An 11,090-nucleotide genomic window follows, 5' to 3' on the forward strand; every position below is an offset into this window, starting at 1 on the left:
CCGCATATACGAGTGCGCCTAGTGTGGAGCCAGGCTGTCCCAGCGGGGTGTCGTGAAGACTTGGAAGTCTTGTGGGACTTGGGCTTGCAGGTGTGCCAAGAGTCGTAGGTGCCATCCGGCGTCGGGGCCGTTGACGGCGGCGACGGTGACGTCGATGGTGTTGCGGTCGGGTATGTCGTGGATGGCGTCTAGGAGTAGGTCGGGCACCCAGCCCAGTGGTGCGTCATCGGTGGTTGTGGTCAAGATGGCGCGGGGGTTGTAGGTGTTGTCGGGTTCGTCGTGCAGGGCGAGGCGATCACCTGCCCGTAGGCCGGCGAGGTGCTCCTCGAGGCTCGGGTATGTGAGGTGCACGGCATGTCCAGCGACGGTGAGGGGTTCTTCGGGGATGTGCCGGATTCCGTGTACGAGGAAGTTGCAGTCCATGCGGCCGTGTGCGATCTCAGGGACCGGGAAAAGCTGAATGGTGTCGCCGTGGCGGCGGCCGCCGGATCGGGCGATTTGTTCCCAGGGGGTGGCGTCGTCGGTGAGGCCGAGACGGTGGACCCAACGCGTGAAGTCTGGGCGGCGAGGGGTCATGGCGCGTTGGGCGAACAGCGGGAATAGCCGCTCTGAGGTGTAGCGCTGGTAAAGGTCGGGGAATCCGAGGAAGGGCCGGAAGCCCTCAACTTTCAGCGCGCCCGCGATGTAGTTGAAGGTGTAGTGCTCGCCGTCGTACTGAAGCATTGCCACGGGCGAGATGCTTCGTTCGATGGGGTGCTGCCATGTGACCACGAGGCGGCGCTGCAGCGTCGGTGACGGGGCCGCGGTGGCGGTGTCACAGGTCGCGGCACGCATGCAGAAGCCTTTCTTGGTTGATACGTAGCAGTTCACTTGCGAAGGTACGCCAGTGCTGTGACATATCGGGGATATCCTGCAGTAATACGGCTACCGACGTGGTATGGCTCACGTTAGCGAGGTTGTCGAGCCAATATCGGCGGACAGCGGCCGAGCAGCGCTGCAGCGCATCGACAGCGAGCTCGACGAGCGTGCACGGCCCGATCTGTGGGTCGTGCTCGAAACGCCAGGCAGTGCCCTTGGCTGCCCAGCCTGCGACGGCGCCGGGGTTGGCGAGCCGGTCGGCGCAGACTTGGTCGGGCAGGTTGTAGGCGAGGCTTCCGGCCTGGTCGTAGCTCGGGGACAGATACAGGCGGTTATCCCCTGGTGGGGGCAGCAGCACGGACCAGTTTTCGTCGTGGCGATCACGGTTGGCGATCCAGGCGTCGAGCACAAGAAATCCGGTGAAGACGTCGAACGCGCGGAATCCGGCGGGCATCGGATGCTCTGGTGGTAGGTCGACGTCGCGGAGGGCTTCGGCGATGCGCGCCAGCGAATGTCCTGGGCGGCCTTTGGGTTTGTCTGCACCTGACTGGTAGTTCGGGTCGCGGTCGGCCAGTAGCAGGGCCCCGGCTTGCAGATCCCAGCCTCGGGGTTTGAGGTCGCGGGATATGCAGCCGCGGTCGCCGTCGAGAATCGCCAATTGCACCGTGGCGCAGGGGACGCGTAAGAGGCCGGCGAGCTCACAGGCCAGGTATTCGGCGAAGTCTTCGCGCTGGCGGAACCCGTTCTTGATCGTGGGTGGTTTGTACATCCACGCTATTCCGGTGTCGGGATCTGCCAGCCAGAGCGTCTCGTCTTCGCCGTTGGTCTCCACGACGACCACTTCCCACTCGGAGACGTCGATGGCCGGCGCTGGCATGCCGCAGAGAGTAGACGAACGATCGAGTTCAAGATCGAACCATCCGCATTCGTGCTGGAAGGTCGGTGGGCCCTAACCATCTTTTGGTACTGGGTTGCCGTACGATAGTGGTACAAGAAGCCCGTACTAGGGGGTATTTATGGCTATCAGCGCTTCTGAGGCGCGGCAGCGACTGTTTCCGCTGTTAGAGCAGGTCAACAACGACCACGAGCCGGTGCGCATTGCGTCCAAGGCGGGTGATGCGGTGCTGATGTCGGCCGCTGACTACGACTCGTGGCAGGAAACCGTCTACTTGCTGCGGTCTCCGGAGAACGCCCGCAGACTCATGGAGTCGGTCGCACGAGATAAGGCCGGGAACAGCGGGCTGACGAAGTCGCTCGACGAGCTGCAGGAGATGGCCGGCGGCCTGGAGTGAGGAGCGTTCATTTCGACCCTGCCGCCTGGGAGGACTTCCTGTTCTGGTTGGGCGCCGGTCGCAAGATGGCACGTCGTATCACTCGCTTGATCGGGGAGATACAACGCGACCCGTTCACGGGGATCGGGAAGCCGGAGCCGCTCAAGGGGGAGTTGTCCGGTTACTGGTCTCGCCGCATCGATGACGAGCATCGACTCGTGTACCGGGCGGACGACACCGAAGTCAAGATCCTCAAAGCTCGATATCACTACTGATTTAAAGGCAGTTTCGGCGAGTGCAGGCTACAGGCGTTCGGTTGGTGGGTGCGCGCTCCAAGCCCATACTGGGTCCGCTACTGGTAACGGCTCCTTAGCCCCCGCGACCAGGGCGGCGTACTGGTCAGCTTCCGCTTCCTCATCGGCCGTGTACACCCGGATCGCCTTTGGTCGGCCGGGGACACGTACGAGCCAGACCAGGTCGGCGACTTTCACACCGCGACGCTTGGGGATGTCCCGTGTGTGGTGGGAGTCAGGCTCAGTCATGCCCGTAAGTCTGCCAGCGAGCAGCGACAGTCGGCGAAATGCTCGATCTGTCGAGGTCAGGCGTTTTGTAGAACTTTCGCAGGGTCGGCCTTAGGGTGAGTGTTACCCGGCCTACCCCCCGTGCCGGGCGTGATGGTTCGGGGCTTGGCATCTCTTGTCCGCCAGGGCGTTTCAGATGCCAAGCCCCGGCCTCTGCCGGTTGGAGGACGGCGTACACCGTGATGACAGAACAGCTCGTCGACCTCTCCGAGAACGTGACGGTCTATGGGCAGCGAGTCCGGCAAGCACGGGTGTTGCGCCAATTAGCGGGTACTACTGTGCTCAAGCACATGGGCTGGCGCGGCGCCAAGCTGACCCGTTTAGAAAAGGGCCCCACAACTATCTTGAGCATCGATGAGGCGTGCGAGCTTGCGGATGTGCTGCGCTTTCCGGTGGAGTTCTTGAGCACGCCGCCAACGCAGCGGCGGCTACCGGAGCTGACGTTTCGCCCCACGAAGCGCGCTCCAAGCGCTGGCATCGAGTTCGCCGCCCAATTCTGCTCGGCGGTAGGGGAATTGGCTGGGCTCGCGCATCATCATGTGTCACTTCCCGCGGTGGCGCTGCCGACAATCGGCGGGCATGTGCCGGTGTCGATGCTCGCTGCGGCGGTGCGGCGATGCTTGGGTGCGGCGGTGGATACGCCGATCGGTGATGTGATCAGCGCTGCCGAGCGAGCCGGCGCGGTAGTGGTGATGCACGGACATGTCGATGGCTGCGGCGAACTCGGCCTTGGCGTGACGGTGGACAAGGTGTTGCCGCAGAACCATCTGGGCTGGTCGGCCTGGGTGGGGGATCGCGGCCAGCGGCCGGTGATCGTGCTGCGCGAGGGTGCATCGTGGGAGCGGATCCGCTGGGCCATGGCCCACGAGTTGGGCCACTTAGTTCTCGGATGGAACCCGACCGCCAGCTGCGAATGTGAGGATCTGGCCGAGCATTTCGCCGGGGAACTGTTAGCCCCGGCCTCAGCGCTGGCGCTGGAACTGCCGAACGAACCGAAAATCAGTGATCTTGTCGCGGTGAAACGTAAGTGGGGCATCGGCATTGGTGCGCTCATCGCTCATCTGTGGCGTTCTGGTTTGGTTACCGCCTCTCGTTACGACACGTTGAAACGCCAGCTCTACACCAAGATGAACCGCGACACCGGGCACACCTGGGGTAAAACCGAGCCCGGCTGGGACGACCGCTGTCCTGAACAACCTGCGCTACTGGGCAAGCTGCTACAGCGTGGTACCGGCCGCGCCGTCGACGGCTGCGATCAGCTCTGGCCTGGCGATGTTCTCGACGCCGTCACCGTTGGCCAGCGACGTTTGGCACTGGGGCCTTACAGCGCCCAGGGCGCCGACCAACTCTCGATCCGAACTTCGGCAGATACGTGCGCACGCTGGTCTTTGGAGACTGTCAGCGCTTAAGCGACCCGGCCCCAGTTCGGGGCTTGTAGAACTTCGCCACTACCGGGCTTATCGTAAATTCACGGGGCCAAGTAAGGCTCGTGAACGATATGCCGATGCGTTGTTTGGCGTTGCACTTCAATGTGTTTCACCCTCCGACTTCGGCAGCATGGAGCCTTGGAGGTCACTGTCTTGGTGGACATTATTCCGCCGGATCTCGTTCGTGATGAGAGGTTGGTCCGCGACGAGTCGTTGAGCCGGCGGGCCCAAGCTCGCGCCGAAATGCTCCTTGAGCATCTGCCAGCGCGCCTGACCCACACCCGGGGCGTGGCGGCGTTGGTCGGCGAGATCGCCGATGTCCTGGCTCCCTCTGCTAAGCATGTGCTCGTCGCCGCAGCCTGGCTGCATGACATCGGCTATGCAGACGCGATCGGGAAGCGCACAGGGTTTCACCCGATCGATGGGGCAGCGTGGGCGCGGGCGGGGTTGTACTCCGATGTCATCGTGGGGTTGATCGCGCATCACAGCGGCGCATGGTCAGAGGCAATTGAGCGCGGCCTGGAAGCTGAGCTCCAGGCCTTTCCGGTACCGCCGCAGAGCTTCCTGGACATCCTCACCTACGCGGACCTGCACACCGGGCCGCACGGTCAGTATCTGTCGGTGCACGACCGTTTGCGCGACATCTTGCAGCGATACGCACCTGATCACCAGGTGCATCGAGCGATCACCCGATCCACCCGTGAGCTGCTGCGGGCGGTGGGCCGCGTTGAACGAGACCTGCGCCAGCGCGGCCACGCGGCTTCCAACAGGGGGAAAGAAGCACGATGATGACCGATCTTGCCGACAAAGGCACGGACACAGATGATCTGGACTCCGATCCGGATGCGCTGCACCTGCTGCTGGAGATGAGCGAGCATCTCGCCGCTTTCCGCACCCGAAATGGGCAGGGCCAGCTGGTGAGCATGCGGACTTGGACCGTCATCCATTTCAGTACCGGTGTCGAGATCGGTGTCTTCGAACATTGGGAACCAGACCTGCGCCCGTTTAACCTCCTGGCTTTGGAGGGGTACTGCCAGTGGCTCGAAGAGGCGATCGATTTCGACAGCGCTGATCCCGATGTGATCGCCGGGCACATATCGGACTGTGGCTCTGACGTTCTCGCCGTCGCGGGGTACTACACCGACAAGATCAACGACTGGGTTACCCCCGCGGCGTGCGCGTGTGGTGCGGCGAACGCGCACCCGTTTGTGCGCAAGTGCTGGCGTTGCCACGTCGGCTTGCCTCCGCAGAACGGCCAAGAGCCTGCATCCAGATCGACACACTCAGATATCCAGGAGCACGCATGATTCCCGGCATCACAGGGGCGCCGAACTGGTCGCCAAGCCCGGCTGAACTCTATAGCTGGTTCGGTACCTGGGTGGTGATCGGCGTTCTTGCTTTCGCGGTCGTGGCGACAGCCCGCATGCTCTTCGGAGTCGGGGTGGGGCTGATCGACAACCCGCCGCCGGAGCCTGTGCGGCGGCGCCGTACCCAACGCTTCGCGGGCGGGACAGCGCTGAATGCTCTTGTGCTGCTGGCAACGTATCCGTTGATACCGGAGGCGCCCACAGAATGGCTCAACGCCCCGATGCAATCACCGCGGGATCTGTACCTAGCCATCACCTGGCCTGCGCTGAGCTTCACCTGGATCGTGCTGACGGTCGGCACAGCCTGCGCCGTCCTGGTACTGGTGCGGATCGCCACCGGACCATTCGGTGAAGCGCCCCTGCCCGCTGTCGGCAGCAGTGCCACCGACGCAGATAGCGCGGAGAAGGAGTGCAGCCATGGGTGATCGGACAGCAGACCGGCACGGTGTTGGCCAAGCAGTGGGGGTGCACCGGCAAGGGCGGTGACCCGACGGAGTGGCCCGAAGAATTTCCTCGACAGTTTCCTACCCGCGTTCTTGCACAGAGTATTTCGAGTTGAAGGAGTCATTGATGAGTAAGCGTGTCAAGCTGATGGGTGAGCTGCCGACGGTCGTGCAGCTTGCCCACCTGCGCCAGATGCAGGCCGCGTTGCGGACGGTACCCCGTGAGCGGCATGAAGACATCGCCAAAGTCCTAGTTCGCATGCTTGAAGCGGACTACGCGCGGGTGGTCGCCGAGCGTGGGCCGTTGCCCGCCGCCCCGAAAGACCCAATCTTGGAGCAGCTGCCGCGTGGCGGGTCAGGTTTTGAGTTTTTCAGTCTCTACATCGACGGTCACGTGGCCGAGCTGCAACGGCAGTGCCGTGCACCACGGTTCGTCCAGAATTTGGTTGGGCGGATCATCGATATGACTGACCGCCGATTCAAGCCGGTGGCGGGGATGGGATCACTGTGAGCAGCCCCGATACCTATGAGCTGGTGCAGATTGTCCTGCACTACGTATTCGCCATGGTCTTCGCGATCCTGACGGGGTACACGCTGCGCGTGTTGAGTGCCGAGGTTCGTTTCTACTCCGAGAACTCCTTTTGGCGATGGCCTGCCGACCGCGTTCTGTTAGGGGCAATGAACCTCAACATGGTGTTCGTGGCGGTATCGCTGCTCGTGGTGAAAGTGCCGACGGCCGAGTGGCGGCGTCTGCCGCTGCAGACCACATGGGACTGGGTGATCGCCTGGGGACATGTTGGATACACGCTGACTTCCATCGGGTCACTCGTGCTGGCCCTCGTCCTGATGGTCGGGACCGTTGTTAGCCGTAATGTGGACGTGATCGTGGCGATCATTCTTGCGCTATTGCGTGGCCTTCGTCGTCCCAATGCCCGCGGTGGCTACCTTGACGCCAACCATCCACGAGAAGTGATGCAGGGCAACACGTAATGGCGGGGGATACCGGCGCTGATGTTTCGGTCCTCACAGCGGAGCAGGCCCGCCAGATGTGGAGTCTGCACGGTCTGCCTGGGCATATCGGCGGGGCCATACCTGAGTACAGCTCCGCCACAGGCGATTTGCAGGGGTGGGTGCCAATCTGCTCGTGCAGCTGGAACCTGGGTGCCTATCTGATCGTCGACAACCACGATCCGACTAGTCAACGCAAGATCTTCACCCGAATGATTGGCGAATGGCTGAGTCATTTCACAATCCATCTCACCGCGGACGCGGTCTACGATGCACTGTTCCCGGGCCACCTCGACGACACAACAACGTGGGCTGCTATCCGCGACGGCATGGAAATGGTCATCACGCGGCCTAGTTTCACTGCGAGCCTGGACTGGTCTGGTTAGGACTGTCCACGTGTGCCCACCACCGAGAACATCGCTAGCGCAGATCCTGATGGATACCTGCATCCAGGCCGCGTACAAGCATCCCGAACTGTGGCTCCCGGATCGCTACTACAGCCTGGCAGACCACTTGGACTGGTCAGGGCGCACCGAGTTGAGCCACCCGGTACGGGTGCCGCTGATACCGAATTTGGCTTTGTAGAAGTTCACCTATACCGGGTTTATGGTCAAGACATCCCGGTAGGCGGGTGTCAGCAGAGACGACCATATTGGTTTTACCGCAGAAGGTTTCACCGATCATGGCGCCACGTTTCCTTGCAGGGGAGGGCATCATGCCCGATTCTTCGCATGTCACTTGGGACTATGCCGTCGGACCCAATCCCGCTGACCATCATCTAAAACTCGACCTGGCCGCCGCCGGAATCTCGGTGGGGGTCGGCGTGGTCTCCTCGGTGTTGGCGAGCACCTTGATTCTCGTCATTTCCTCTGTCCTGGAATCTCACTCGAGGCCAGCACGTAGGGCTGGCACTTCATGACCACTACTGCGGTACGGGTGCCCGTGGCAGAGCTGCGGGCCGGTGACGTCGTCGAGGTCGTAGAGAACACGGACTGCAAAGTCGCGGTCCGATTCGTCACATCGAAGCCGGAGACCTGCCAGGTGCGGATCGCCGGAACCATCTTGACCGGCGAACGCAAAGGTGAGGCCGTCTGTTTCACGTGCATGGATCAGGAGACAGCCTTGACGGAGCGCAACGGGCTCCCGCTGACGCGCGGTTGGGCAGAACGAATGCGGAAGCACAACAACAACGCTCGGGGGAGACTTTCATGAGCCAGTGGGTCCACGCGGTGGAGCTTACGCAGATGCGTTTTGCTGAGGCGGCGCTGGAAGCTGCGATCGGTAGCGCTGCACAAGAACATGCCTATTTCAACGAAGTTGTCGCAGTGGCACTTAGAGCCACCGAGAACATCGCCCAACCGGAGGCCGAAGCGGCGGTCCTTGATCCGCGAGCGGTGCTGCTTAGCAGGATTCAGCGGGCCCGGCAGGCCAAGGAGATCGAACCGAACGGTGGCCAGATCATTCAGGCGGTCGCCGCCTGGTTGGTGCTACGGCGAGTGCGGCGCGAAGCGGCGGCAATGAGTCGGCGGCCTGTTCCGCCCAGCCCGGAAGGCTTCGTCACCGAGCTGCGCACAAGAACCCATCAGGGTCCGCTGACGGCGCTACTGCGCTCGACGAGCCGATAGATCACACGCTCCACAAATGATCAGAGAGGAAATATCCATGCACATCACTGTCACCCCGAACGAGGTGTACGCCCTTGTGACGGCAGTCGGGCTCATCGCCGCGATTGCGTTGGTCCTGTTCGACGTCTTTCGGCAGATCAAGCGCACGGTGCGTGAAAGCTACTTATTGGCAACAACATCGGAACCCAGATCACATTGGATTCTGGTGCGGGTCATGGCGCGGCTGGCCGCGCCGGCGGTGCTGATCAACGTAGCCGTGGGTGAACGGTGGCTGTGGCGCGCGGTGGCGCCGAGCCCCGAAGGCCTCTGGTTCGACAAGCCGATCGCCACTGTGCGTGACGTCGTCGACACGATCTTGGTGGGTACGCGTGGCGTCCTTTGGTCTGCGGCTCAACTGGAGGTCGTTGTGTCGGTCGGAGCAATTCTCATGGCTGCGGTGTTCCTGGTGGTGCACACAGACCTGCCCACCACTGCCGCCGAAGCTTTCGGCCGCGCACGCGATTCGGTACGACGTGCCCTCGCATCACTGCGCGACCCAGCTCCGGTGAGCGTGGCCGCCATGGACTCTGGCTCGCGGCCGGAGTGATTGTGGCGGGAATTCAGGTTGTTAGAGGAACGCCGCTGACGGCCGCCGCACAGCAGGCTGTCAATCGGCATCCGCTCGGGGTGGCAGCGCGCGTGTTGCGGGCCAAAGGATTAGCGCTGATGTGGGCGGGACTACTGGTCTTCGGCGCGGGGGCTGCACTGTATATGTTGGCCGCTCCGATTCCTTTTGTGGTGGTCCTCGTGGCCTATGGCGCGGCGATGGGTGGGGCGATCCTCGTGCAGCAGGCCACAAACCTCGGGTTCGCGGCTGTTAAAGCCGCCGATGAGCGGTTGAGTTCGCCCGATTCGCGGCGGTACCTGCTGGCCTATGAGTGGTATGCGCAGTATGTCGATCGCGACGATTTCATCGCTGGTCTGCAGCAGATCACTGCTAGTCGGCGGTTTCTGAACCAGCCGCAGGGGCAGCTGCCGACGGTATGGGCCAGTACCGAAGGTGGCGGGTTTGTGAAGTTGTCTCTTTCATGCGAGTCGCATTGCGATGCAACGGGAACAACGGACGCGTGGACGCTGACCGACACCATCACGAATGAAGTCGTAGAGCAGTTAAGCACCGAAGAGCCGACCAACAAAGCACCTGCACAACAGTTTTGAGCAGGATCGCCAAAGGCGGCGTGATCGCATACCGGACACAGAAAAGGAACGGAACATGGCTACAGGCAACAAGATTCTGGCGATCATAACGGCATGCGTGGTCGCAGCAGGATGCTCAGCCAATGACCATCGCGAACCGGAGATCTCAGGTGGTGATCCGCCGATGCCGTCGCGACCCGACCCAATCGCCAAGACCGAGTCGCCTCCACCGCTTCCAGCGGATGTCGCTCAAGAGCGGGCCTGCGGGGCCTTCATAGTCGTCGAGAGAGTGTCTGCGGAAGTGGCCTCGCCGACACCGGTTCCGGTCAGTCAGGCGAACCCGGGGAGAGGTGCCCTCATCGGGCTGGCCAATGCACTCAATCAGGTCGATCGCCGCGGGCTTTCCCGGCAGATGAATGCGGCCTTGAACGCGCATTCGGTGGCGCTGACCAATCTTGGCGCTCTGATCAATCACGGCGCATCGCGCGATGACATCGCCTCGATGGCGGCGGTGACCAAGGCGACAGGCGGCACGGTGACCGTGCTGTGCGACCCGTAGCGCCAGCGGGGTTCAGGCATGTCTGAGACGGCGTTCGAGGAGTTCATGACGGCGGGGGGGTACCCGGAGCCGTCGGTGCAGTCAGGGGAGAGGAAGATATGGTCCGCAAGCACGAGAACGATCCTGATCAGCAGGATTTGTTCAGCCTCTTTGACGGGGAAGGCGGCCACGGGGGTGACCAGTCCGGAGATCCGGCAGATCGTAGAGAAGTACCTCGAGTACCTCGGTCTGCCAGCGGACTCGACGAAACAGCAGCAGGAGGCGTTCCTGGAGGACCAGGCCTCCCGGATCAGCCGCCAGGTGGCGGAGCTGGCCGACCAGTTGGGTCAGAGCGCGGTGACCGACTGGGTGAGCAGGAACGGTCAGCCGCCCGATTACGAGACGCACCGCGGGCTGCTGAACAGCGCGCGGGCCTCGGCGATGGAGATCGTGCTCAGCCAGGAGCTTTACGAACAGATACCGGAGCCGGAGAACTCCGCGCCGACGGAATCGACGACGGAACAGCTCGACCGCGGGCTGGTGCCGTGGGAGCAGCGCTGGATTCACAGCGAGCTGCGCAGCGAGCCGTCCGAGACGTTGGAGGACCTGGCCGAGACGGTGTGGCCGGATCCGGAGTTCTCGGTGATGTTCCGCATCAAGGCCGGGTACCTGCTGGCGGTCCTGGCCGAGGAAGGCCTGCCGCTGCCGCACCAGGTGGGCGATCAGCGCGCGATACAGCTGGCGCTGTTGGTGTACGACGATCTGGAGCGCGACGGTCTGCCCCGCCGGTAGACCA

General features: G+C 62.7%; 19 protein-coding genes. 16 read left to right on the forward strand and 3 right to left on the reverse strand.

The window, feature by feature from the left end:
• Positions 1-18: 18 nt before the first annotated feature.
• Both B4383_RS22155 and B4383_RS22160 read right to left on the reverse strand, forming a co-directional pair.
• On the reverse strand, positions 19-834 hold the full coding sequence (locus tag B4383_RS22155; RefSeq protein ID WP_078293461.1) for a hypothetical protein: 816 nt from the start codon (positions 832-834) through the stop codon (positions 19-21).
• A complete protein-coding gene (locus B4383_RS22160; RefSeq protein WP_078293462.1) occupies positions 815-1,735 on the reverse strand; it encodes a HipA domain-containing protein in 921 nt (306 codons plus the stop codon). Before B4383_RS22160 ends, B4383_RS22155 begins: the two co-directional genes overlap by 20 nt.
• A 139-nt stretch (positions 1,736-1,874) precedes the next feature.
• On the opposite strand from B4383_RS22160, the gene B4383_RS22165 reads away from it, so the two are divergent.
• Positions 1,875-2,150 carry a type II toxin-antitoxin system Phd/YefM family antitoxin gene (locus B4383_RS22165; RefSeq protein WP_078293464.1) on the forward strand — a complete coding sequence of 92 codons (276 nt, stop codon included), beginning with the start codon at positions 1,875-1,877 and terminating at the stop codon, positions 2,148-2,150.
• Complete coding sequence (locus B4383_RS22170) at positions 2,147-2,404, forward strand: Txe/YoeB family addiction module toxin (protein ID WP_078293465.1); 258 nt, start codon at positions 2,147-2,149, stop codon at positions 2,402-2,404. The genes B4383_RS22165 and B4383_RS22170 overlap by 4 nt, the downstream gene beginning before the upstream one ends.
• A gap of 27 nt (positions 2,405-2,431) precedes the next feature.
• On the opposite strand, the gene B4383_RS22175 is transcribed toward B4383_RS22170, so the two are convergent.
• Positions 2,432-2,671 (reverse strand): hypothetical protein, encoded by a 240-nt coding sequence (locus B4383_RS22175; RefSeq protein ID WP_078293468.1) that lies wholly within the window; start codon positions 2,669-2,671, stop codon positions 2,432-2,434.
• 221 nt (positions 2,672-2,892) lie between these two features.
• Between B4383_RS22175 and B4383_RS22180 the strand changes: the two genes are divergently transcribed.
• From B4383_RS22180 to B4383_RS22240, 14 genes are all read left to right on the forward strand, one after another.
• The gene (locus tag B4383_RS22180; RefSeq protein WP_078293471.1) at positions 2,893-4,119 is read left to right on the forward strand and encodes an ImmA/IrrE family metallo-endopeptidase; all 1,227 of its coding nucleotides are present in this window, start codon (positions 2,893-2,895) and stop codon (positions 4,117-4,119) included.
• Positions 4,120-4,275: 156 nt separating this feature from the next.
• Complete coding sequence (locus B4383_RS22185; RefSeq protein WP_176138419.1) at positions 4,276-4,926, forward strand: HD domain-containing protein; 651 nt, start codon at positions 4,276-4,278, stop codon at positions 4,924-4,926.
• Positions 4,926-5,444: a hypothetical protein gene (locus tag B4383_RS22190; RefSeq protein WP_078293475.1), complete on the forward strand. Its 519-nt coding sequence runs from the start codon at positions 4,926-4,928 to the stop codon at positions 5,442-5,444. The genes B4383_RS22185 and B4383_RS22190 overlap by 1 nt, the downstream gene beginning before the upstream one ends.
• A complete protein-coding gene (locus tag B4383_RS22195; RefSeq protein WP_078293477.1) occupies positions 5,441-5,929 on the forward strand; it encodes a hypothetical protein in 489 nt (162 codons plus the stop codon). The genes B4383_RS22190 and B4383_RS22195 overlap by 4 nt, the downstream gene beginning before the upstream one ends.
• 145 nt (positions 5,930-6,074) lie before the next feature.
• On the forward strand, positions 6,075-6,458 hold the full coding sequence (locus B4383_RS22200; protein WP_078321094.1) for a hypothetical protein: 384 nt from the start codon (positions 6,075-6,077) through the stop codon (positions 6,456-6,458).
• Positions 6,455-6,937 (forward strand): hypothetical protein, encoded by a 483-nt coding sequence (locus B4383_RS22205; protein WP_078293481.1) that lies wholly within the window; start codon positions 6,455-6,457, stop codon positions 6,935-6,937. Before B4383_RS22200 ends, B4383_RS22205 begins: the two co-directional genes overlap by 4 nt.
• Positions 6,937-7,341 (forward strand): hypothetical protein, encoded by a 405-nt coding sequence (locus tag B4383_RS22210; RefSeq protein ID WP_078293483.1) that lies wholly within the window; start codon positions 6,937-6,939, stop codon positions 7,339-7,341. The genes B4383_RS22205 and B4383_RS22210 overlap by 1 nt, the downstream gene beginning before the upstream one ends.
• Positions 7,342-7,390: 49 nt before the next feature.
• Positions 7,391-7,540, forward strand: coding sequence for a hypothetical protein (locus B4383_RS26805; RefSeq protein ID WP_176138420.1), 150 nt, complete (start codon positions 7,391-7,393; stop codon positions 7,538-7,540).
• Positions 7,541-7,870: 330 nt separating this feature from the next.
• A complete protein-coding gene (locus B4383_RS22215; protein ID WP_139360978.1) occupies positions 7,871-8,167 on the forward strand; it encodes a hypothetical protein in 297 nt (98 codons plus the stop codon).
• The gene (locus B4383_RS22220) at positions 8,164-8,580 is read left to right on the forward strand and encodes a hypothetical protein (RefSeq protein ID WP_078293488.1); all 417 of its coding nucleotides are present in this window, start codon (positions 8,164-8,166) and stop codon (positions 8,578-8,580) included. Before B4383_RS22215 ends, B4383_RS22220 begins: the two co-directional genes overlap by 4 nt.
• 37 nt (positions 8,581-8,617) lie before the next feature.
• Complete coding sequence (locus B4383_RS22225) at positions 8,618-9,166, forward strand: hypothetical protein (protein WP_078321095.1); 549 nt, start codon at positions 8,618-8,620, stop codon at positions 9,164-9,166.
• 2 nt (positions 9,167-9,168) lie between these two features.
• A complete protein-coding gene (locus tag B4383_RS22230) occupies positions 9,169-9,777 on the forward strand; it encodes a hypothetical protein (RefSeq protein WP_078293492.1) in 609 nt (202 codons plus the stop codon).
• A 55-nt stretch (positions 9,778-9,832) separates the two neighbouring features.
• The gene (locus tag B4383_RS27280) at positions 9,833-10,315 is read left to right on the forward strand and encodes a hypothetical protein (RefSeq protein ID WP_286150719.1); all 483 of its coding nucleotides are present in this window, start codon (positions 9,833-9,835) and stop codon (positions 10,313-10,315) included.
• 174 nt (positions 10,316-10,489) lie between these two features.
• Positions 10,490-11,086, forward strand: coding sequence for a hypothetical protein (locus B4383_RS22240; protein ID WP_078293588.1), 597 nt, complete (start codon positions 10,490-10,492; stop codon positions 11,084-11,086).
• Positions 11,087-11,090 lie beyond the last annotated feature (4 nt).

The sequence above is a fragment of the Mycobacterium sp. D16R24 genome (genome assembly GCF_002013385.1).
Lineage (GTDB): Bacteria > Actinomycetota > Actinomycetes > Mycobacteriales > Mycobacteriaceae > Mycobacterium.

What these genes read in the sequence shown, in the direction of transcription:
- B4383_RS22160 (WP_078293462.1), bottom strand. Translation starts at nt 1,735, where the DNA reads ATGCCAGCGCCGGCCATCGACGTCTCCGAGTGGGAAGTGGTCGTCGTG.
- B4383_RS22175 (WP_078293468.1), bottom strand. Translation starts at nt 2,671, where the DNA reads ATGACTGAGCCTGACTCCCACCACACACGGGACATCCCCAAGCGTCGC.
- B4383_RS22195 (WP_078293477.1), top strand. Translation starts at nt 5,441, where the DNA reads ATGATTCCCGGCATCACAGGGGCGCCGAACTGGTCGCCAAGCCCGGCT.
- B4383_RS22165 (WP_078293464.1), top strand. Translation starts at nt 1,875, where the DNA reads ATGGCTATCAGCGCTTCTGAGGCGCGGCAGCGACTGTTTCCGCTGTTA.
- B4383_RS22180 (WP_078293471.1), top strand. Translation starts at nt 2,893, where the DNA reads ATGACAGAACAGCTCGTCGACCTCTCCGAGAACGTGACGGTCTATGGG.
- B4383_RS22190 (WP_078293475.1), top strand. Translation starts at nt 4,926, where the DNA reads ATGACCGATCTTGCCGACAAAGGCACGGACACAGATGATCTGGACTCC.
- B4383_RS27280 (WP_286150719.1), top strand. Translation starts at nt 9,833, where the DNA reads ATGGCTACAGGCAACAAGATTCTGGCGATCATAACGGCATGCGTGGTC.
- B4383_RS22225 (WP_078321095.1), top strand. Translation starts at nt 8,618, where the DNA reads ATGCACATCACTGTCACCCCGAACGAGGTGTACGCCCTTGTGACGGCA.
- B4383_RS22210 (WP_078293483.1), top strand. Translation starts at nt 6,937, where the DNA reads ATGGCGGGGGATACCGGCGCTGATGTTTCGGTCCTCACAGCGGAGCAG.
- B4383_RS22220 (WP_078293488.1), top strand. Translation starts at nt 8,164, where the DNA reads ATGAGCCAGTGGGTCCACGCGGTGGAGCTTACGCAGATGCGTTTTGCT.
- B4383_RS26805 (WP_176138420.1), top strand. Translation starts at nt 7,391, where the DNA reads ATGGATACCTGCATCCAGGCCGCGTACAAGCATCCCGAACTGTGGCTC.
- B4383_RS22215 (WP_139360978.1), top strand. Translation starts at nt 7,871, where the DNA reads ATGACCACTACTGCGGTACGGGTGCCCGTGGCAGAGCTGCGGGCCGGT.
- B4383_RS22200 (WP_078321094.1), top strand. Translation starts at nt 6,075, where the DNA reads ATGAGTAAGCGTGTCAAGCTGATGGGTGAGCTGCCGACGGTCGTGCAG.
- B4383_RS22155 (WP_078293461.1), bottom strand. Translation starts at nt 834, where the DNA reads ATGCGTGCCGCGACCTGTGACACCGCCACCGCGGCCCCGTCACCGACG.